Origin of the sequence: Bacteroides sp. OM05-12, assembly GCF_003438995.1 — a bacterium.
GTDB lineage: Bacteria > Bacteroidota > Bacteroidia > Bacteroidales > Bacteroidaceae > Bacteroides.
On the sequence record NZ_QSUN01000004.1, the window covers coordinates 238,195 to 258,704 of the forward strand.

Genomic DNA, 20,510 nt, shown 5'->3' on the forward strand with positions numbered 1-20,510 from the left:
TCTCATGCTACAAGTCAAAGAAGTTACCCGGAATAAAAAGCAATATCTCGAACTATTATTACTCGCGGATGAACAGGAATCAATGGTAGACCGCTATTTGGAACGAGGAGATATGTTTGCTCTTTACGACGGTGATTTAAAATCTATCTGCGTTGTCACAAATGAGGGAAACGGGATATACGAAATTAAAAGTATCGCTACTTATCCGCAATATCAGAAACAAGGATATGGAAAAGCACTGATTGAATATCTGTTCGAGCATTATCGTGAACAATGCCATACCATGCTTGTCGGGACAGGAGAAAGTCCTCTCACTCTTACTTTTTACGGACAATGCGGATTTACTTATTCTCATCGCATCAAGAATTTCTTTACAGACCATTATGACCATCCCATGTTTGAAGACGGAAAACAATTAGTTGATATGATTTACCTGAAAAAACAATTACCTTAAACTCTCTTTCGCTTCTTCCTACTCCTCCACATTCAGATTTGTGTATCCAGTTACGACTGCCATCTGAATCCTCTTTTTATTCCTATCCATGAACCAAATCCTTTTTTAAATGTATATAGAAAGGTAATAACTAAAAACTCAATGAATCATGGATATGAATTTTCGATTAACTAAGCATTTCTTCGTTCTATCTTTAATTGTACTGTTTCTTGGAGCCTGCTCTAAAAATTATCTGATCGTAGATTTGGGAGAAGACGGACAAGAAAACAATGGTAATAGTAACAATGGTAGTTCAAACAACGGCAGTAACACAAAAGATGATGTATTGGTAACTTTTAATGCATCTGTCGAAAATCGTCATGTAACGCGTGCCATGTCACCAATGGCAAAAGGAATGCAAAGTTGGCTTTGTGCTTACCTCGCCAACACAAGTAATAGTACGGATACCACTCCAATAGCAGAAGGAAATTATGTCACCTCCTCACCGGGAGTACTAACCGGCATTCAAGGATATAAAATGTATCTGAACAATAATATTTATAGTTTTTACGCAGTGTCATGTAATGCCAGCACATCTGTACCGACTTTTAATAAAGGCATATCGGAACCTTTATCAAACGGTATCGACTATTTATGGTGGGATGCCACCCATCAAGATATCACCCGTTCGCAGGTCAACATACCAATTGTCTATCAACACGTTGCTACACAGGTAGTATTCGCTATTACAGAAGGTACCAATATAACACTGAATAAAGTTATATCAGGTACAATCACTCCTCCGCAACCGGGAGCCACAATGAATCTATCCACTGGTGTTATTACGCCGGAAATGGAATATGGAAAAGCGGTCACAATGGGAATCAAAGATTACTCCCTGCAATACATCATGTTACCCGTAAGAAATACAAAACCAATGACCTTGATACTCGAACTATTAGTTAATAATGAAAGTACTGCACGCACTTATGTTGCCGAGGTTTCATTGCCGGATGGAGAACTGAAAGCCGGAAATTCTTACCTGTTTAAAGCCGTAATAAATGAGAACTCCGTTTCGTTTCCGAATGTCAGTATAAAGGAGTGGACAGAAGTCGATGAAAGTGGAAATCCGATTTATCCGGTACAATAGACAGAGATATTAAGATTAGAAAAATATATATTGCAGTGAAGAATCCGTTAATAGCAGATACATGATTAATGGACTTCTCACTGCATTTCGTTTTATGACTTCTTTTACGAAAGAGCAACCATCTTTTTCAACCTGCGATACACATATATAAATGCAGGTATCAGGAATAAATCAGCTGCAATCCACGCAGATGGGTCACCAAAACAGACAGCTATGAATCCCCATACCGGTACGGCATAAAGACTTACCAATGTGCGGGCTATCATCTCAGAAACGCCGGAAAGCATGGCAAGATTCGTGTACCCTGCTCCCTGAATGGTATAACGCAGAATACAAAGCAATCCTAAAGTAGGAAAGAAATAACACGAAACATGAAGATACAATTCTGTGTTTTTCAGGATTTCTATTTCCGAAGCATCCACAAAAAGTAGAGCTAAGAATCTTGATCCCAGTATCAAAACCACGAAAGTGAAAGCTGCATAGATAATCATCATCAATGAACTGACCTTTATGCCCGTCCAGATACGTTCCGGCTTACCTGCGCCATAATTTTGTCCGCTATAAGTAGCCATGGCAATACCCAGACTTTCAAACGGACAAATAAAGAACATCTTTATACGTATAGCAGAAGTGAAAGCTGCCACACAGGCCGTACCAAGCGCATTATTGGCACTTTGGAGCATAATGCTACCGATAGCGGTAATAGAAAATTGAAGCCCCATCGGTACACCTATATACATAAGCGTTTTTGCCAGTTTGGGCTGAAACTTACGCTCGTTTGGCGTACTTTTCAAGATTTGAAAGCGACGATACATATATAAGTAACATAATAAGGCAGAAACTCCCTGTGAAAAGACAGTTGCGACGGATGCTCCCAAGACTCCCCAATCCAAGACCAATATACAGAAAAAGTCAAGCAGTATATTCAGAATGGTTGAAAACAGCAAGAACCAAAACGGAGTCTTACTATCTCCCAATGCCCGGATAACACTTGATAAAAGATTATACAGGAATGTACAAGGTACCCCGATAAACGTCACCAATAAATAGGCATAAGCATCATCGAATATATTTTCCGGCGTACGAATCAGACGCAGAATATCTGCACAATAGAGGCTTGTTATGATGGCAATAATAACTGATAAGACAACGGATAGTTGTAAACTAACTGAAACATACCGTCTCATCGTACTGTAATCCCGTGCTCCGAACTTCTGGGCAACAGGAATACCGAAACCACAACTACATCCATTGCAGAATCCCAAAATAAGAAATATAACGGAACTACTTGCACCAACGGAAGCGAGTGAATTTATTCCTAAGAATTTGCCAACGATAGCAGCATCGACAAGAGAATATGTCTGTTGAAGCAAATTGCCGAGCAACAACGGTAGCGTGAAATTAAATATGAGTGGCAGCGCCGGGCCTGCCGTCATTTCTTTGGAAGTTGCCATAAACTTATACCTACAAAATTTCGTGCAAAGATACGCAAATCTTCTGCACACAATTTATGTGTTCGCAAACAAAATAAATTCTGCCATAGCGTTTATTGATGCAAATCAAGTTGTGGTACTTCTATCATCTTTCCGCAGCAATGAAGCAACACCCAGATTCTATTATTAAGCCTTCAACTTCCCGGTAGAAGACAGCATATCATCGCCTAAATGTGTCTTTGCTTCCATGACTTCACGTTCACGGATTTCCTTTGCTTTACGGGCATATACAATCATACGCATAGATTGATCATAAGTAAAATAGTTCCATACCCAGTTAAGCAGAACTACGATCTTATTACGCACTCCCAAGATAGAACGAAGATGTACCACCAGCCACATGATCCAAGCCAGCCAACCTTGCATCTTTAAATGTTTAAAATCCGCTACTGCACGATTTCTTCCGATTGTAGCCATTGCACCTAAATTACGATAATGAAAAGGTTGCAATCGCCCACCTTTTTCTATATTTCTTAGATTCTTTGCAAGTAATTCACCTTGTTGTATCGCCACTTGCGCCAATTGTGGATGCCCATTAGGATAATTTACATCAGAAGTCTGGATACATTGATCACCAATCACAAAAACATTTCCCAAACCAATTACTCGATTGAATTCATCCACTTTTATACGCCCTCCTCTACCTATCCGTTCCGAGTCCATATTACCGATAGGTACGGCAGTGACTCCACTTACCCATATAAAACTACGAGTGGGAATCTCGTGTCCATCTTCTAATATCACTTTGTGATCTTTATAATCCATGACACGCTTATTCAGCATGACATTGACTCCCATATCTGCCAAAAATTTCTCCGCATGTTCGGAAGCTTCCGGTGACATGGCAGCCAGCAGGTGATTGCTAGCCTCTATCAAATGAATATGCAGTAAATCTGCCGGCATATCAGGATAGTCATTGGGTAAAACAAACCTTTTCATTTCAGATAATGCTCCGGCAATCTCTACTCCTGTAGCACCACCACCTACAATAACAATATTAAGTAGCTCCTGACGTTCCTGCTCATTGGAACTCGTAATGGAACGTTCCAAATTCGACAATAATGCATTACGCAATCCCATTGCTTCCGACACATTCTTCATCGGCATAGCAACTTCTTCAATATGCTTATTGCCGAAAAAATTAGTAGTTGTTCCCGCGGCAAGCACTAAATAATCATAGGTAGCCTTACCGATAGATGTCTGTATCATATTCTTCTCCGGGAAAACAGCTCTTACTTCTGCCATACGATAATAAAAGTCCTTCCGCTTTCGGAAAATATTCCTGAATGGAAAAGAGATAGAAGTGGGTTCCATACCGGATGAAGCTATCTGATAAATCAGAGGTTGAAACTGATGATAGTTATTTTTGTCAACCAGGACAACCTGAAAATCGTACTTTTTCAGTTTATTGGCAAGTTTTAGTCCTCCAAAGCCTCCCCCAACAATAATAACGCGTTTTTTGTCGCTTTTAGCTATATTAAAGCTCATACTATTTTGTTTTTCTATAAAACAAACCGATAAGATCATTTGTTCGTCCTTTTTTATCGTATGAAAGTAAAGATTTGATTACATTTGTACATTAATCCATTACAATACCGAATATGAAACGAATTATTATCGTTGGAGCTACCTCAGGAATCGGCAAAGAAGTTGCCATGATATATCTAAAAACAGATTGCCGCATCGGTATAGCAGGCAGAAGAACGGATGCATTAAAAGAATTACAGGCCATAGCTCCCGATAAAATCGAAATCCAGCCAATAGACGTCACACAAGAAGATGCAACAGACAATTTATTGAAACTAATTGAAAAGACAGGTGGAATGGATCTTTTTCTCTTAAGTTCCGGTATTGGCAACCAAAACATAGAGTTGAAACCGGACATTGAAATCCGCACTGCACAAACCAATGTGGTAGGTTTCACAAGAATGGTGGATACCGCTTTCAATTATTTCAAGCAACATGGCGGCGGACACCTTTCGGTCATCAGTTCCATCGCCGGAACTAAAGGTCTGGGATCTGCTCCGGCTTATTCAGCCACCAAACGTTTTCAGAATACATACATAGATGCGCTGGCACAACTTTCCCACATGGAGAAACTTAATATCCGTTTTACAGATATACGCCCCGGTTTTGTTTCTACCGATCTATTGAAAGACGGTAATTATCCTCTGCTGATGAAAGCGGATAAGGTAGCCAAACATATTGTACATGCACTCAACAGAAAAAAACGTGTTGCGGTTATTGATTATCGTTATTCCATTCTGGTATTTTTCTGGCGGATGATTCCAAGATGGTTATGGGAGGTGTTACCGATAAGAAATGATAAATGATATGGATGAATTTGATAATGAAGTCTATAGTATTGTCAAAGAAATCCCTGTAGGGAAAGTCATTACATACGGACAGATAGCCCGTTTAATGGGAAAGCCCCAACATTCTCGGAAAGTGGGTAGAGCGATGTCTCACGCCCCAAAAGAAATGAATCTTCCTTGTCACCGTGTCGTAAACAGTCAGGGGAGACTAGTCCCGACCTGGCATGAACAACGCAGCAAACTGGAAAGCGAACACGTTGTTTTCAAGAAGAACGGTTATGTTGATTTGAGCCGCTGTATGTGGGAAGAAATTAAATAATTATAAACCAATCAGGATATGTCAAAAGAGCAACATATACTCTCAGAGCAACAATTACCTATAAGTTTCATCCTTCAGTTTGCCAATTTTGCCTTGATACTGAATGAGTTATCCTGAATGATGGAATCATTCAGCAGATATATTCATCATTCATTATCGGCTGAACCTTTTTTCTAAAGAAGGTTCAGGATAACACACTGATAGTCAAACCTAAATTCGCAAACTGAAAGATTGAAGGTTATTTGAGGGTAATTCGTTTTTTACGCTGTATTTCACTTATAAACACCTTGATGTTTTTTAAAAACATCAGGTTGATTGAAAAAAACATCAGGACGTTTGTAGACAAACATACGGTCGATTGTTGGCAAACGATAGGAGTTTTTAAATAAAGGACCGTACGTTTGTCATCAATCGACCGTATGCTGAAAACCGATTTTACTTATCCCCAATAATTATCGGGTGAGCCCAAGCAATATTAGATAGCAAAGAACCATCAATCCTCTGCACGCCCCGTTAATCCGGATGCTGCTTCCACTAATCGGATAAACTCTCTCCGATATCCTCTTTCATCATTATTCAAACCTTTTTTTGCCAATGCAACCACTTTTTCATAAGAAGCATCTGCTTTAAAATCCGAATCGCTCAACAGTTGTCCGTACATAGCCACAGCAGAAGCAAAATGAAAATCCGGTGAAACTTGATTCTTTTTATCATCCTTTACTACTAATTCTATTTTTTTGCTGACATCCTTATCCGGCTGCTTATAGCGTAACTTCACTGTTAGCAATTCATCGGAATTCGTATAAACACGCTGTTTCTTATCGTCCACCTTCTGATACTTCAAATCATCAACTTTCCCGGCATAATCGCTTTTTACTCCAACAGGTACAACCTCATAAAAAGCAGTCACGACATGCCCGGCTCCCATTTCACCTGCATCTTTAGCGTCATCATTGAAATCTTCCTTATTCAGTAAACGGCTTTCATATCCAATCAAACGATACGCTTCCACTTGTGCCGGATTAAACTCTATTTGTAACTTTACATCTTTGGCAACCGTACTGATTGTTCCACCAAATTCATTAACCAATACTTTATTAGCCTCCTGAATATTATCGATATAAGCATGGTTCCCATTTCCTTTTTCTGCTAATGCCTGCATCTTGTTATCTTTATAATTACCCATGCCATAACCCAACACCGTTAGAAAAACACCACTTTTACGTTCCTCTTCAATCAAAGACTCCAACCCCTCTTTAGAAGATACACCTACATTAAAATCACCGTCCGTACACAAAATAACACGATTATTGCCACCTTTGATAAAATTCTTACGCGCAATCTTATAAGCCAGACGAATCCCCTCGCCGCCTGCCGTAGAGCCACCTGCCTGCAATTCGTCTAAAGCTTCACGGATTTTCTGTTTATCACTGCCCGATGTAGAAGGTAATTTCTCTCCTGCCGATCCTGCATAAACGACAATGGCTACCTTATCTTTCTCCCGGAGATTATTTACGAGTAACTTCAATGACGATTTTACTAAATCCAAACGTGTAGGACCAAACATAGAACCGGAAACATCGATCAGAAAAACCAGATTGGATTCAGGAAGATTTGCAGTCGGGATTTCTTTAGCTTTTAGTCCGATACGAACCAAACGATGTTTTTCATTCCAAGGGCAAACTCCCACTTCAGTAGTAATCCTTACAGGATCTACACCTGTCGGTTTGGCATAATCATAAGAAAAATAATTCACTAATTCTTCAGTTCGTATCGCATCTTTTGGAGGTAATTGCCCTTGATTGATAAATCTACGCATATTACTATAAGAAGCAGCATCCACATCAACAGAGAAAGTAGATAATGGAGTCTCTTTCGCCGACAGGAAACGATTTTCCGATACATGGTTGTATTCTTCCGCATCAGGCATTGGCATTCTCATCCCATAACAAGCCACAGCACCGGTAAACATTCTTTTGTTAACCTCAGAATATCCGGTTACCACCTCTTCGTCCAATTGCATACATTCCTCTTCCAAAGCCACATTAATCATTGTTTTATTTGCCTTTACTTCTTTCGTCACAAATCCGATATAAGAAAATACCAGTGTCTTTCCTTTTTCCACCTGAACAGAATAATTCCCATTCCTATCACTTACCACTCCCGTATTCGTACCTTTAACAACAACACTGCACCCCACCAACGGTATAGCATCGGCAGCAGAAGCAACAGTTCCTTTTACCGTAATAACAGCAGCATACACACCTTCCACAGAAAACATTGTAACTAATAACATGAGCAATAATACTCTCATACATTTCTCTTTCATACTTCTATCTGTTTTTAGATTAATAAAATCATTCTTTTACTCTATAGATGCAAAATCCATAACGATTCCATAAAAGCACGCATATTTTTTCTAACTTTGCTAAAAAATAAGTTCTGCTATTCAAGAAAAACATATCGAAATTACCGGATGAGAAGTTGTTGCAACAGTATTGTCAATCCGGTCAAACAGAATATTTCGGAGAGCTTTATAACCGTTATATCCCGTTACTCTACGGCGTTTGCCTGAAATATCTGCAAGATGAAGCCAAAGCGCAGGATGCCGTAATGCAACTATTTGAAGACCTGCTACCCAAAGTATATAACTATGAGATAAGGGTGTTCAGAACATGGCTATATAGAGTAGCAAAGAATCATTGCCTGCAAATATTACGTAAGGAAAATAAAGAAATATCGATAGATTACGCAGTGAACTTTGTGGAATCCGATGAGATTCTGCATCTATTAGATGAGGAAGATAAAGGTGAAGAACAAATCAACGCTTTAAATCATTGTTTGGAGAAGCTGCCCGAAAACCAAAGAATCAGCATTATCCGTTTCTTCATGGAAGAAATGTCTTACGCTGATATTGTAGAACAAACGGGATATACATTGAATAACGTGAAAAGTTACATCCAAAACGGTAAACGTAATTTGAAAATCTGTATCAAAAAACATATCTTATGAAATTGATAGACTACATAAGGGGAAAACGTAAAGGAAAAGAGGCACACCGATTGGAAAGAGAATCGATGCAAGACCCGTTTCTAGCAGATGCGATAGATGGTTATGATACAGTAGAAGGAAATCACGAAGTACATATCGACGAGCTAAGAAAAATGATTTCCCATAAATCCGGTAAAAGACGTACGTATGCCGTCATAAGCAGCATTGCCGCCAGTCTATTGATAGGTATCGGTATCAGTTTTTATTTTATATATGAAAGTAATCGCTTTACGGAGAAGATATATACAGAAAAGAAAGATACCACCAATGTACCTGTCAATGTCACCGTTCCTGTGACACAGCCGGAACCTATTACAAAAAGAAATGAAGCTATTGCCCAGAATAAAGATACGGTAAAAAGTATTCCGGTAAAGCCCCCCAAAAAGTCACCAAGGCTTCTTCAAGAAGAATCCTCCGCTCCAACCACTTTACCGGAGACTGCAACAGATGAAATAGAAACCATATCACAAGCAGATGCAGAAGCAATGGAAATACAGACAGACATAGACGCAATGCCGTCAGCATCCGCCCAAAAAGTTCAGAAAGAAGCAATGGCAGCTGTAGCCCCACAGGCAGGAATGCCAAGAATCAGAGGTAAAGTCGTGGGAGAGAATGGAGAACCGGTAATAGGCGCAAACGTTACGTTGAATAATGATCCACTAGAAGGTACTGTCACGGATAGCGATGGCAACTTTGAATTAACAGCGCAATCAAAGAATGATAAGTTAAAGATCAGTTATATAGGACTCGAAACGGTAGAAACTCCTATCGATACGGCTCAAGAAATGATGATTGCCATGAATCCTGACCGTCAGGAATTGTCGGAAGTGGTAGTAACCGGATATTCCAAAATCAACAAAAGATTATTTACCGGAGCTGTCAATACCGCCGACACACTAAGTAAGCCTAAACCTATAATCGGAATCAAGGCTTATAAAAAATACATCAAAGAAAACTTGCAACTTCCTACCGACGATAAATGTAAAGACATAAAAGGGAAAGTCATTGTAACTTTCAATATAGGGAAAGATGGGAAGCCTCAAAATATTACCATAAAACAAAGTCTTTGCGAAGCAGCAGATGCCGAAGCAATCCGACTGATAGAAAAAGGACCATTATGGTCAGGTAAAGGAAAAACAAGCTGGACGGTTGAGTTTTAGAAACTAAAACTACCATCCGGCATGAATTGCCCGTCTCCGCTAAAACATAAATATGGCAGTAGCTACAACACGGTTATTACGTACGGAATGAGTGTCCGTAATCTTACCATTAGAAACATTCAAATCTCCGTACCATGCAGAACATAACGTATATTCCAAACCAAACTTCCAATGCGGGAGATTATAAGTCAGTTCGGCTCCACCTGTCACCACTTGATCCACATCCGTACCTGTGCCATACAATGATTTAGACACTAAAGCATCTTTTGTTCCCAGATTTTTAATATAACCAAGAAATACTCCCGGTTTCCATTTCTGCCCATAAACGACATTTACCCAAGTACTGGAGTTACGAATCGGAGTATACTCCTGTTCACCCGTACGTTGATCAACCTCTTTTATTCCATAGCCACCCAACATGGAAGTATGCGTCAGATTAGAACTTAAAAGACTCTTTGCCGCTACAAACCAATCTTTATCGGTATACTTCAAATGTACCTCATAAGACAGTGTCGTAATACGTTCATCCACTTTATAAGTATTATCATTACCGTTTGCATCCTTCATAACTGATTCCGTACGGGGTTTTAAGGACAATAGTTCGACTCCGGCACCTATCAGCCAACCATTCTTTTTATAATCCGCACCTACATAAAATTCCGGGACACAACTATTCTTTATGTAGTTCTGACTCTTTCCCACAGGTCCGGCAGAAAGATATTGCGATTGCCAAATAGCCGCCGCTGTCAACCGGACATCAGAAACTTTATATTGATAACGTATTTGCGGTGCACGGCTAAAGGGTTGGAAAGGTGCACCGGTTGCCAAGTTCAGAATTTGAGGAGCTACATCACCATACAACGGATGCCAAGCCTGTCCCAGCAAAAGTCCGGACTTCTTCCAGTCCAAACTCAAATAGGCATGACGAAGACGTATCATGGAGTAACTCGTTCCCGAACCACGGAAATCCACTTCTATTTTGGCAGAAGTCTTTGCCTTTCCCAACATCGGGCCTGTAACATCCAATCCGGCACGGGTATAAAGCGTATAAAAACTACCGTTTGCCGTAGCATTCAGGTCTTTTCCATCCGCATCCTCCTTTATATCTTTCGGATACATATAAAACAGACCATCTACCGTTTCCTCATTGGCACGGGAGTTATAATAAAGGTCTGTACGTATCTGTCCGTAAAACTTATAAGTAAAGTTTTTATTTTGAGCAAAACTGCCTAAGACCATCAATACGCCCACTGAAAGTAAGATATATTTCTTCATCCTGTATGTTTTTTACATTCAGGGCGCAAAGATAGACTTTTTTAACGTTATACGGTTCGCCTGATATAATAAAATTATTACCGTTTCTTCATTACACTATTGACTACACGGATAGACGAAACCAGTTTATCGGTAGAAGTAAAGACATCTACATTCCATACATGAGAAGAACGTCCCTTATGGATAGCCGTAGCAACCGCACGAACTGTGTCTCCTTCGTGTGCAGACGACATATGGTTGCCACTTACCTGCATACCTACGACAAATTCATCCGGATTGCAGAGAATCATCGAACCGAGTCCGGCCACCGTTTCCGCCAAGGCAAGCGTAGCTCCACCATGCAGGATACCGAATGGTTGACGGGTACGCTCGTCCACAGGCATAGTGGCTTCCACTCTGTCTCCCGAAGCATACGTATATTGTATTCCCAAGTTTCCCATCAGTGCATGACGTGCCTGTTCATTCAGTTTATCCAAAGGAACTTCGGATGCTCGAATCTCGGATATGATTGCCTTTTCCACCGCTACCGCCACACCGTCTTCTTCATTGGAGGCTGTTACAACATCTGCACAACGACGTACCGAGTCTTGTGCATTACCCATAGCAATACCTAATCCGGCAAGCTGTATCATATTGACATCGCAAACACCATCACCGATAGCAATCACTTCTTCCGGCTGAATATCTAATTTCGCAAGCAATACTCCCAAAGTATTTGCCTTATCAATAAATTGCGGTACTACCTCCAAGAAATAAGGTTCCGATCTGAATACATCCAAGACTCCTGCCAAACGTTTTTTCCAATGTTCTTCCAACCCTACCAAAGCTATCTCATCCTCACTTGCCAACATACATTTGCAAGGAGAGAAATCTACTTCTATCGCAAACATATCAGTAGCGCGTACCTCCATATTGTTTAAAGCCGCTTCTTGTTGCACATACTTGTTTTCAGGCTGATTCGTAAGAATAAAATTCTCATGATAAGTAAAAAGGGCAAATCCATTCTTTTGAGCTTTCTTCTCCAGATAAGGGAGCATCTCCGGATTGATTCTCTTTTCAAAAAGCAATTCACCGCTTTTGGCATCAAATATCTGTCCACCGTTATAAGAAAGAATATAACCACCGTAGCGATTCAATTCCAATTTTTCAGCCAAAGGAAGCACACCATAAGTCGGTCGTCCAGAAGCCAGCACAATACGTACTCCCATTTGCTGCACTTTCATCAATGCCGAATGTGTGCGTTTGCTTACTTCTCTCTCATTATTTAACAAAGTACCGTCTACATCAAGTACCAATAATTTGTATTGCATGGTTTTCTTTTTTGTTATGTCTAACAAATATAAAGGAAACCGCGCACAAAAGGTTCATTTATAAATAAATATTAACGAATAGTGTCGACATTTATCTCTAGAGTCAGGCTGCCGAAATCAATCATTGCATTGAAGATCATCATATGGGAATATAAGTAAATTTCATCAACAGTAATCTCTTTTTCCTGTAAAACGCCTTTGTCCAATAAAGCGGCACGTTTGGTTCCTTTTAACAAAGGAGATGCAGGCGTATACCAAATTCCAGCTTTCTCTAAGGCTATATTACCGATGGAAGTATCGGTCAAGAAGTTGTTTTTTACAATAAGTATATCATCTTGCGTATCACGTAAGGAAAAGAGTTCATTCAAAGCCTCCCTGTCAAGACTTTTATGTTGGTATTCAATCAAATCCGAGTAAACCAGTCTAAGAGAATGAACCGGGCGCATAGTATAAGCCGCATAGGTAACTTCTTGTATTTCTTCACCATATATGACACGGCACTTTACACAATCACCTGTCTGCAATACGTCTATATAATCCAGTAAATCAAGCGGTTCTGTCAAACCGAATATCTCTTTCCGGGTATTGTTCATTCGCTGATTATGATAATGAATGTTCTGTACAATCCCTTTCCCGATTTGAATGGTTTCAATAAATCGGCACATATACTTTCTGTTTCATTTCTTCATATTCACTGTGTACATCACTTTGATGGGTAATGCCACCTCCACTTTTAAAATAAAGCCGACCGTTTCGCTGTTCCACAAAACGAATCATAACTGCGCTATCCAGATTTTTCCCGTCGAAACATCCCGTCACTCCCGTATAAAAGCCGCGTTCATAGGTTTCTGCCTCCGAGATTATCTCTACTGTCTTCTTTTTCGGTGCACCGGTAATAGAGCCTGCCGGAAGCATACTGAAAACAATATCTCCCAAACGTTGCAGATAATCCTCCGGCAACTTCCCTGTTATCTCCGAGCTGGTTTGTAAAATCGGCCCGCGATTGGTTTGCAACGTATCAATATAGCGATAACGGGAAACCCTGACATGATCAGCAACAATACTTAAATCATTGCGTATCAAGTCTACAATCGTTGCATGCTCTGCCGCTTCTTTCTTATCTTCCATCAATAAGCGGTCGGCATCAGGCAAAGTAGCATCCATAGTTCCTTTCATCGGAAAGGAACTGATATGCCCATTTTGTATGCGAACGAATATCTCGGGAGAAAAGACTACGAAACGGTCTTTTAACCATACCTTATATAAAGCACGGGAATAACGGTAAATATCTTCCAAAGTCAGGTTTGTACAAACAGGAGTCATACAAGTAAGATTGGCAAGGAAACTATTCCCTGCTAAAATATTCTTTTGTACATGACTGAAAGAACGCTCATATTCCTGAAAAGTCATCGGCCGAGCATCCCATTCCACTTGTTTCGGGCAAGTTTGCCGAACGTATCCCGACTCCTCATTCGTAAATCCATTCAGATTGTAGAGCAGTTCCGAAGAAGAGATATCCCCCGGTTCTTCTATATAAACATGTTCCTGCAAGTAGTCAATGATAAAGATAAATGCTTTGCCTCCGGCAGAAAGGACATTCATCTTTTCTATCGCTTCCATCTTATTATATAGCTTCATATACTCTTTTGTTTCTAAAAGCAAAGGTAAGCAAATAAATCCCTCAAAAAAGGATTTTGAAGATAGATATATTATCTTTGCTCCTGAATTTTAAAAAGCAATCATGAAAATATCCCGTTATAATATACTTACCACCGTTGTTGTCATTGCTATTGCCATATCCATACCTTTTCTGATAAGCGGAGCTACAACGACTTCGCAGCAACAGACAAATACTCCATATAATATCTTCTCACCGGAAGTCCCGACCAAAATAAACTTTGCCGGAAAAGAGATAGATGTCAGACGTTATGACCTCCGAGAACGGCTCGACAGGGAGTTGACTGCTTTCACCTATATGCATTCTACTACCCTGCTGATGATAAAACGTGCCAATCGTTACTTCCCGATAGTAGAGCCGATACTAAAAGAAAACGGTGTGCCCGATGATTTTAAGTACCTGATGACCATCGAAAGTAATTTGGATACACGGGCACGTTCTCCACGCGGTGCTGCCGGACTGTGGCAATTTATGGACACTACCGGAAAAGAGTTTGGGTTGGAGGTAAATGCCAACGTGGACGAACGCTACCATATAGAGAAAGCTACCAGAGCCGCCTGCCGATATTTAAAACAGGCTTACGCCAAATACGGAGACTGGATGAGCGTTGCCGCATCTTATAATGCAGGACAACGCCGCATCTCCTCTTCATTGGAACAGCAACAAGCCGATACCGCACTAGACCTTTGGCTCAATGAAGAAACGTCCCGCTATATATTCCGCATCATGGCCGCAAAACTTGTCTTCTCTCATCCGGCACACTATGGTTTCCGTCTTCGTCGGGAGAATCTTTATCCCGCAATGATTTATACAGAAAAGGCCGTTACCACCCCGATTGCCGACCTCACAACATTCGCAAAAGAACAAGGAATAAATTACGCCCAACTAAAGGATTCCAATCCCTGGTTGAGAGATACTTCTTTGCAAAATAAAAGTGGAAAAACTTATATTCTAAAGATTCCTACTCAAGAATCGATAAATTATAACCCGGCAAAGACTCGTCCGCATAACCCGGATTGGATCATGCAATAGAGATGCTTTTAAGGAGATTACAAACAATAGGAGTTTGCAAACAAAGGACCGTACGTTTGACTTCAATCATACGGTCCTTTATTCATAAACATAAGGACGTTTTTAATACCTGTATAAAAATGGAGCAATCGCCTAAGGGAGCATCGCCTTACACCTAAGGGAGCGTTAGCCGATGCCCCCTTGAGCGATTGCTAACGCTCCCTTAGGCGATCGGCAACGCCCCTTTAAGCGTTTTTAGTTTTAGTTGAAACTGCCTTCACCTCTTCACTGCTTAAAGATAAGTATCTGGTATATAAGGTAGTACAGTGAAGGCACTTTTTTAGTTACAAATTTATAGTCAAGAAAGACCGATGGTTCGCGGGTGACACGGATTGAGCAGATGAAGACGGATTTTAAAATTATTAATCCGTCATAATCAGCCTAATCAGTGTTATCCGCGAACCACGTTTTCTGAATTTCTTACAAAGGATACACAAATTTTGGGGTGCAGTTCACTAAAAAAGTACCTTCACCATAACCATTTAACAATCAACCATAAAGGAGGAAATAGTGATAAGGTGAAGGTACTTTTTACAAATTACGTAATATGCTAAAATGTATCGAAATCATTGCTTTTCCGTCATATATTTCCAGAAACGTACCGGCATATTCTGCCGATGCAACTTGGGATTCAACCGTTCCCGTATAGTAGTAGACTGGAAATAAGTTTTCCACATACGTTGAAAGAGTTCTTCATCTTCCGCCATCAAAGACTTATCCAACATTCCTGTAACCAAATGTTCTGCTTTCTCTTCAAAACGTACTTCGGTAACATCCCTTAAATCATAATAATAACCATAGCTGCGCTTCAAATCATAGATCAACCAACGCTGGTCACGAAAACGGTTACTAAAATGATTTACCGCCAATGGCAATACATTATAAAGTGGTTCCATTGCTGCAAAATAAGTACCGTCCTGTGCTTTCTGAAAACGGAGAAACTGGAGAATACGAGTCTGTTCATTGGCAACTTTCTTCCAAAGTTTGGTTAACGCCAATACATCTTCATCGGCAAAATTCAGTTCGATAGAAGCCGGAGCATCGATCGTTTTACGGATATAACGAAATAAGAGCATACCTACATCCGGCAATTCGGAGAGCCAACACATGGTAAGCCTTGTAAGTGCCATCGTCGACTGTTTTTTTACTAAGGCAGACCATACACGGTCTGCTTTCTCCTGATCTGTATAAACCTGAAAGGTTTCCTCACAAAAAAGGGGCAATACATCTCCTTCCCGCATTAATAAATCCGGAAATGAACGACGGGAATAAGCCTCAAATACAGCAGTAAGCATCCCCTCGAAAGTATAATCATAAACAAACACCCGCATGATTCTCTCCTCCCCTTTTTAATCCTGAAACGGCAGTTCCAACTGGTCGTTATCGATCTTCTTCCTCCCTTTGGGAATAAGAAGCGTACGTATCGCCAACGGAGTAAGTTCGTTAACCGTAGGCGATGCTAATTCACGACAGGTGATAAAATACTGGGCCTTCTTCATCACCACCCCAATCTTCTTTAAATCATAAGAACCTAAACGGGAAAAATGGCGGGAAGCAACGATCAGTTTGGCAGATTTCACCCCGATACCGGGTACACGCAATAACATTTCATAATCCGCCCGATTTATATCTACCGGAAATTGTTCCGGATGGCGCAATGCCCATGCAAGTTTCGGATCAATCTCCAAATCAAGGTTCGGGTATGAATCATCCACGATTTCGTCCACTTTGAATTGATAGAAACGCAGTAACCAGTCAGCCTGATAAAGCCTGTTTTCACGAACAAGCGGCGGTTGCCTCAACATCGGCAAACGTGTATCATAACTATTGACGTGAATATATCCGGAATAATAGACACGCTTCATCGTGGGACGACTGTAAAGAGCCGAAGATAACCTGAGAATATCATGATCGGAATCTGCCGTAGCACCGACAATCATTTGTGTGCTCTGTCCCGCAGGTGCAAATCGTGGTGCATGACGAAATACCTGTCGTTCCTCTTTGCTCCGCAACACTCCCTGCTGGATATACTTCATCGGAGTAAAAACACTTTTAAAATCCTTTTCCGGTGCAAGTGTCCGAAGGCTCTCTTCATTGGGTATCTCAATATTTACACTAAGACGGTCGGCATACAATCCTGCTTCGTTCACCAAATCCTGACTGGCACCAGGGATGCTTTTCAAATGGATGTAACCATGAAAACGATGTATCAGACGGAGATCTTTTACCACACGTACAAGTCTTTCCATCGTGTAATCCGGACTGCGCACCACACCCGAGCTCAGGAAAAGCCCTTCAATATAGTTACGCCGATAAAACTCAATCGTCAGTTCCACCAATTCGGAAACAGAAAGTGTAGTGCGAGGAACATCATTACTGCGGCGGTTAATGCAATAAGCACAGTCATACATACAATTGTTGGTCAGCATTATTTTCAAAAGCGAGATACACCTTCCGTCCTCAGTAAAACTATGGCAGATACCCCATCCGGCAGCACTCCCCAGTTCTCCTTTCTTACCGGAACGGGACGTACCACTGGAGGCGCACGACACATCGTATTTAGCCGATTCCGCCAATATTTTCAGCTTTTTCAACACACTTTCTTTCATTCCACCTTCTTTATATCAGACACAAAGAAAATGAATTTCCAAGCAATATTCAAATGGTAAAAAAGAATATTTTTGCATTATCTGGACACCCGTCCTGATGTATTACCATTCATCAAGTTCTCAACCTCCTCAACTGTGACCTGATTAAAATCACCATAGACCGTGTTCTTCAATGCTGAAGCTGCCAACGCGAAATCAAGCGCCTTTCGGTCATTGTCAGGATAAGCCACAAGTCCGTAAATCATGCCTCCCACAAAAGCATCGCCAACCCCAACCTTATCCACAACATGATCGATATCATAAACAGGAGCGACCTTTAATGTCCCCTCGGAGTAAAGCACTGCGGCAAGGATATCGTGGTTTACACTCAAAGAATTACGCAATTCAATAAACATCTTGTGACAACGAGGATATTTCGATTCAATCAAACGGCATTCTTTCAAGAAAGCACCCTCATCCAACTTATAACGAGCATCCACAGCAGTAAAAGGAACATCCTCAACGCCAAGTGTATATTTATATTCAGGCATTGCACCGAATATCACATCACTTTTGGCAACCATTGCCGGCATCACCTCCAAAGCAGTCTTTCCATACTTCCAAAGATTTTTCCGGTAATTCAAATCACAGGAAATGGTTAATCCCATACGGTCCGCCACCTCTATTGCTTCCATACAAACTTCGGCAGCCTCCGGTGAAGAAGCAGGAACAATACCCGACCAATGAAACCAGTCGGCATCAGAAAATACCCGTTCCCAATCCACCATTCCGGGGCGTATAGTGGAAAAAGCAGAGCCGGCACGATCATAAACCACACGGGATGCACGCATAGAGGCTCCATCTTCCAAAAAATAAATACCGAGACGATCCCCACCACGTATTATGTGACGAGTTCCAATACCTATCGCTCTCAATGCACCCATACAAGCCTCCGCCACTTCATTCTGCGGCAAACGGGTTACAAACTCCACATCCAAGCCATAATTGGCCAGTGATGCAGCAACATTTGCTTCGCTACCTCCATACTTAACAATCAGACTATCAGCCTGCCTAATTCTTAAACAATTTGGAGGGGTAAGGCGCAGCAAAACTTCGCCAAAAGTTACAATTTTCTTTCCCATCAATCTATTACCTATTAAAATGCAATCACTACAATTAAACGTATGGCAAAAATAATAATTTTATGCGTATATTCTCTCAATAAAATACTATTTTCTTCATGTCCTGAAAATAAGGCAAATCCGATTATTTTATGTAGATTTGCAACCGTAAACAAATTAAAGGAAGAACAAAGATGAATATATTTCAAAAGTTATTTAACAAAGAAACTGAAATCCGCGACATCGACCAAAGCAAAGTTGAGAACTTTATGACGCTTATCCGTGTATACTACCAATCTGTTATGGCAGTAAATCTAGGGGTTACCAATATTCGTTTTTTACCGGATGTCGCTCTATACAAACATGTATATAAGGTACAGACACAAGGTGGTAAACTCGGCATTGCAGAAAAATCACATTCACGTAAAATGCTGATGCAGGATTATGGGCTTAGTGAATCATTCTTTAAAGAAATAGACGCCTCTATAAAAAAGGGTTGCAAAACTCAAAATGATATAAAAACATATTTGTTTATGTTCCAAGGGTTCAGCAGTGACCTGATGATGATTATCGGAAACCTGATGAAATGGAAGTTCGGAGTACCTAAGTTCTTCCGTAAGGCTCTTTACAGCATGACGGAAAAGAGCATACATGATATTCTGACCAAGACGAATTGGAAATCAGACGATATAAGACCCGTAGCTAAAAACGTTCGTGCCTATAAAGAACGTCTGGGATATTCTGAAGAGTGGATGACCGAATATGTTTTTAATATTATCATGCTTGCAAAAAGCGAAAAGCGCAGAAAAAAAGCAGAATAACTCATGGAACCTGTAGCAATAGAAGAACATCCTCTAAAACCATTTCTTCCTGCAAATGCAAAACTGTTGATGCTCGGAAGTTTTCCTCCACAAAGGAAAAGATGGAGTATGGACTTTTATTACCCTAATCTTCAAAATGATATGTGGCGTATCTTCGGATGGATATTCTTTCAAGACAAAGAGCATTTCTTAATGCCGGGAAAGAAAGCGTTCGACAGGGAAAAACTAATTTTGTTTCTACAAGAAAAAGGTATTGCCCTATTTGACTCCGCCACTTCTATCCGCCGATTGCAAGACAATGCTTCCGATAAATTCCTAGAAGTAGTGGAACCAACAGATATACCATTGTTGCTCCGCCATATTCCACTTTGCCGGGCCATTGTCACTACCGGACAAAAAGCAACGGACACATTACGTGCTCAAATAAAAGCGGAAGAGCCCAAAGTAGGCGACTATTCACTTTTCAAATTTGAAGAACGGGAGATGCGTTTATATCGAATGCCTTCTTCTTCACGTGCCTATCCAAAGCCACTGGAGGAGAAAGCGGATTCTTATCGAAAGATGTTTAATGAATTAGAACTTTTATAACAGCATGACTTGCAGATACGGAATATTCAACTATCTTTGCAGCCGCAATACGGGAGTAGCTCAGTTGGTAGAGCACCGGTCTCCAAAACCGGGTGTCGGGAGTTCGAGCCTCTCCTCCCGTGCTGTTGATATCCGAT

General features: G+C 40.6%; 19 protein-coding genes and 1 tRNA gene. 10 read left to right on the top strand and 10 right to left on the bottom strand.

The features are described from left to right. Positions 1 to 4 precede the first annotated feature (4 nt). Positions 5 to 454: an N-acetyltransferase gene (locus DXB63_RS05610; protein WP_122125412.1), complete on the top strand. Its 450-nt coding sequence runs from the start codon at positions 5 to 7 to the stop codon at positions 452 to 454. 148 nt (positions 455 to 602) lie between these two features. Then, on the top strand, positions 603 to 1,583 hold the full coding sequence (locus DXB63_RS05615; protein ID WP_122125413.1) for a fimbrillin family protein: 981 nt from the start codon (positions 603 to 605) through the stop codon (positions 1,581 to 1,583). A 104-nt stretch (positions 1,584 to 1,687) separates the two neighbouring features. On the opposite strand, the gene DXB63_RS05620 is transcribed toward DXB63_RS05615, so the two are convergent. Both DXB63_RS05620 and DXB63_RS05625 read right to left on the bottom strand, forming a co-directional pair. Then, the gene (locus tag DXB63_RS05620; protein ID WP_122125414.1) at positions 1,688 to 3,037 is read right to left on the bottom strand and encodes an MATE family efflux transporter; all 1,350 of its coding nucleotides are present in this window, start codon (positions 3,035 to 3,037) and stop codon (positions 1,688 to 1,690) included. Positions 3,038 to 3,202: 165 nt separating this feature from the next. Further along, positions 3,203 to 4,564, bottom strand: coding sequence for an NAD(P)/FAD-dependent oxidoreductase (locus DXB63_RS05625; protein ID WP_122125508.1), 1,362 nt, complete (start codon positions 4,562 to 4,564; stop codon positions 3,203 to 3,205). Between the two features lie 113 nt (positions 4,565 to 4,677). Between DXB63_RS05625 and DXB63_RS05630 the strand changes: the two genes are divergently transcribed. Both DXB63_RS05630 and DXB63_RS05635 read left to right on the top strand, forming a co-directional pair. After that, entirely contained in the window at positions 4,678 to 5,409 is a 732-nt protein-coding gene (locus tag DXB63_RS05630; RefSeq protein ID WP_122125415.1) for an SDR family oxidoreductase, read from the top strand. Position 5,410: 1 nt separating this feature from the next. Then, positions 5,411 to 5,710, top strand: coding sequence for an MGMT family protein (locus tag DXB63_RS05635; protein ID WP_122125509.1), 300 nt, complete (start codon positions 5,411 to 5,413; stop codon positions 5,708 to 5,710). 493 nt (positions 5,711 to 6,203) lie between these two features. On the opposite strand, the gene DXB63_RS05640 is transcribed toward DXB63_RS05635, so the two are convergent. After that, positions 6,204 to 8,039 (bottom strand): VWA domain-containing protein, encoded by a 1,836-nt coding sequence (locus DXB63_RS05640; RefSeq protein ID WP_122125416.1) that lies wholly within the window; start codon positions 8,037 to 8,039, stop codon positions 6,204 to 6,206. A gap of 113 nt (positions 8,040 to 8,152) precedes the next feature. Here DXB63_RS05640 and DXB63_RS05645 point away from each other — a divergent pair, with 113 nt between their 5' ends. Next, positions 8,153 to 8,722 carry an RNA polymerase sigma factor gene (locus tag DXB63_RS05645; RefSeq protein WP_122125417.1) on the top strand — a complete coding sequence of 190 codons (570 nt, stop codon included), beginning with the start codon at positions 8,153 to 8,155 and terminating at the stop codon, positions 8,720 to 8,722. Further along, complete coding sequence (locus DXB63_RS05650) at positions 8,719 to 9,921, top strand: carboxypeptidase-like regulatory domain-containing protein (RefSeq protein WP_122125418.1); 1,203 nt, start codon at positions 8,719 to 8,721, stop codon at positions 9,919 to 9,921. The genes DXB63_RS05645 and DXB63_RS05650 overlap by 4 nt, the downstream gene beginning before the upstream one ends. A gap of 39 nt (positions 9,922 to 9,960) precedes the next feature. Here DXB63_RS05650 and DXB63_RS05655 read toward each other — a convergent pair whose 3' ends face one another. From DXB63_RS05655 to DXB63_RS05670, 4 genes are all read right to left on the bottom strand, one after another. Beyond that, positions 9,961 to 11,196: a hypothetical protein gene (locus DXB63_RS05655; RefSeq protein ID WP_122125419.1), complete on the bottom strand. Its 1,236-nt coding sequence runs from the start codon at positions 11,194 to 11,196 to the stop codon at positions 9,961 to 9,963. A gap of 77 nt (positions 11,197 to 11,273) precedes the next feature. Continuing rightward, positions 11,274 to 12,506 carry a Cof-type HAD-IIB family hydrolase gene (locus DXB63_RS05660; protein WP_122125420.1) on the bottom strand — a complete coding sequence of 411 codons (1,233 nt, stop codon included), beginning with the start codon at positions 12,504 to 12,506 and terminating at the stop codon, positions 11,274 to 11,276. Positions 12,507 to 12,577: 71 nt separating this feature from the next. Continuing rightward, on the bottom strand, positions 12,578 to 13,171 hold the full coding sequence (locus tag DXB63_RS05665; RefSeq protein WP_122125421.1) for an aminotransferase class IV family protein: 594 nt from the start codon (positions 13,169 to 13,171) through the stop codon (positions 12,578 to 12,580). Continuing rightward, a complete protein-coding gene (locus tag DXB63_RS05670; RefSeq protein WP_122125422.1) occupies positions 13,155 to 14,144 on the bottom strand; it encodes an aminodeoxychorismate synthase component I in 990 nt (329 codons plus the stop codon). The genes DXB63_RS05665 and DXB63_RS05670 overlap by 17 nt, the downstream gene beginning before the upstream one ends. A 100-nt stretch (positions 14,145 to 14,244) precedes the next feature. Between DXB63_RS05670 and DXB63_RS05675 the strand changes: the two genes are divergently transcribed. After that, complete coding sequence (locus DXB63_RS05675; protein WP_369869582.1) at positions 14,245 to 15,216, top strand: lytic transglycosylase domain-containing protein; 972 nt, start codon at positions 14,245 to 14,247, stop codon at positions 15,214 to 15,216. A 605-nt stretch (positions 15,217 to 15,821) separates the two neighbouring features. Here DXB63_RS05675 and DXB63_RS05680 read toward each other — a convergent pair. From DXB63_RS05680 to DXB63_RS05690, 3 genes are all read right to left on the bottom strand, one after another. Next, the gene (locus DXB63_RS05680) at positions 15,822 to 16,586 is read right to left on the bottom strand and encodes a TIGR03915 family putative DNA repair protein (protein WP_122125424.1); all 765 of its coding nucleotides are present in this window, start codon (positions 16,584 to 16,586) and stop codon (positions 15,822 to 15,824) included. Positions 16,587 to 16,604: 18 nt separating this feature from the next. Continuing rightward, positions 16,605 to 17,864, bottom strand: a complete 1,260-nt coding sequence (locus DXB63_RS05685) for a putative DNA modification/repair radical SAM protein (RefSeq protein WP_122125425.1) — start codon at positions 17,862 to 17,864, stop codon at positions 16,605 to 16,607. Positions 17,865 to 17,941: 77 nt separating this feature from the next. After that, a complete protein-coding gene (locus tag DXB63_RS05690) occupies positions 17,942 to 18,985 on the bottom strand; it encodes a sugar kinase (RefSeq protein WP_122125426.1) in 1,044 nt (347 codons plus the stop codon). A 173-nt stretch (positions 18,986 to 19,158) separates the two neighbouring features. On the opposite strand from DXB63_RS05690, the gene DXB63_RS05695 reads away from it, so the two are divergent. The 3 genes from DXB63_RS05695 to DXB63_RS05705 all read left to right on the top strand — a co-directional run bounded on the left by DXB63_RS05695 (position 19,159) and on the right by DXB63_RS05705 (position 20,495). Next, positions 19,159 to 19,785 carry a hypothetical protein gene (locus DXB63_RS05695; RefSeq protein WP_122125427.1) on the top strand — a complete coding sequence of 209 codons (627 nt, stop codon included), beginning with the start codon at positions 19,159 to 19,161 and terminating at the stop codon, positions 19,783 to 19,785. A 3-nt stretch (positions 19,786 to 19,788) separates the two neighbouring features. Beyond that, a complete protein-coding gene (locus tag DXB63_RS05700; RefSeq protein WP_122125428.1) occupies positions 19,789 to 20,373 on the top strand; it encodes a uracil-DNA glycosylase family protein in 585 nt (194 codons plus the stop codon). A 49-nt stretch (positions 20,374 to 20,422) separates the two neighbouring features. Next, positions 20,423 to 20,495: transfer RNA gene (locus tag DXB63_RS05705), tRNA-Trp, on the top strand. Positions 20,496 to 20,510: the final 15 nt, after the last annotated feature.

Excerpts from the sequence above, each read along its gene's own strand:
- DXB63_RS05610 (WP_122125412.1), top strand. The coding sequence starts at position 5 with ATGCTACAAGTCAAAGAAGTTACCCGGAATAAAAAGCAATATCTCGAA.
- DXB63_RS05615 (WP_122125413.1), top strand. The coding sequence starts at position 603 with ATGGATATGAATTTTCGATTAACTAAGCATTTCTTCGTTCTATCTTTA.
- DXB63_RS05620 (WP_122125414.1), bottom strand. The coding sequence starts at position 3,037 with ATGGCAACTTCCAAAGAAATGACGGCAGGCCCGGCGCTGCCACTCATA.
- DXB63_RS05625 (WP_122125508.1), bottom strand. The coding sequence starts at position 4,564 with ATGAGCTTTAATATAGCTAAAAGCGACAAAAAACGCGTTATTATTGTT.
- DXB63_RS05630 (WP_122125415.1), top strand. The coding sequence starts at position 4,678 with ATGAAACGAATTATTATCGTTGGAGCTACCTCAGGAATCGGCAAAGAA.
- DXB63_RS05635 (WP_122125509.1), top strand. The coding sequence starts at position 5,411 with ATGGATGAATTTGATAATGAAGTCTATAGTATTGTCAAAGAAATCCCT.
- DXB63_RS05640 (WP_122125416.1), bottom strand. The coding sequence starts at position 8,039 with ATGAAAGAGAAATGTATGAGAGTATTATTGCTCATGTTATTAGTTACA.
- DXB63_RS05650 (WP_122125418.1), top strand. The coding sequence starts at position 8,719 with ATGAAATTGATAGACTACATAAGGGGAAAACGTAAAGGAAAAGAGGCA.
- DXB63_RS05655 (WP_122125419.1), bottom strand. The coding sequence starts at position 11,196 with ATGAAGAAATATATCTTACTTTCAGTGGGCGTATTGATGGTCTTAGGC.
- DXB63_RS05660 (WP_122125420.1), bottom strand. The coding sequence starts at position 12,506 with ATGCAATACAAATTATTGGTACTTGATGTAGACGGTACTTTGTTAAAT.
- DXB63_RS05665 (WP_122125421.1), bottom strand. The coding sequence starts at position 13,171 with ATGTGCCGATTTATTGAAACCATTCAAATCGGGAAAGGGATTGTACAG.
- DXB63_RS05670 (WP_122125422.1), bottom strand. The coding sequence starts at position 14,144 with ATGAAGCTATATAATAAGATGGAAGCGATAGAAAAGATGAATGTCCTT.
- DXB63_RS05680 (WP_122125424.1), bottom strand. The coding sequence starts at position 16,586 with ATGCGGGTGTTTGTTTATGATTATACTTTCGAGGGGATGCTTACTGCT.
- DXB63_RS05685 (WP_122125425.1), bottom strand. The coding sequence starts at position 17,864 with ATGAAAGAAAGTGTGTTGAAAAAGCTGAAAATATTGGCGGAATCGGCT.
- DXB63_RS05690 (WP_122125426.1), bottom strand. The coding sequence starts at position 18,985 with ATGGGAAAGAAAATTGTAACTTTTGGCGAAGTTTTGCTGCGCCTTACC.
- DXB63_RS05695 (WP_122125427.1), top strand. The coding sequence starts at position 19,159 with ATGAATATATTTCAAAAGTTATTTAACAAAGAAACTGAAATCCGCGAC.
- DXB63_RS05700 (WP_122125428.1), top strand. The coding sequence starts at position 19,789 with ATGGAACCTGTAGCAATAGAAGAACATCCTCTAAAACCATTTCTTCCT.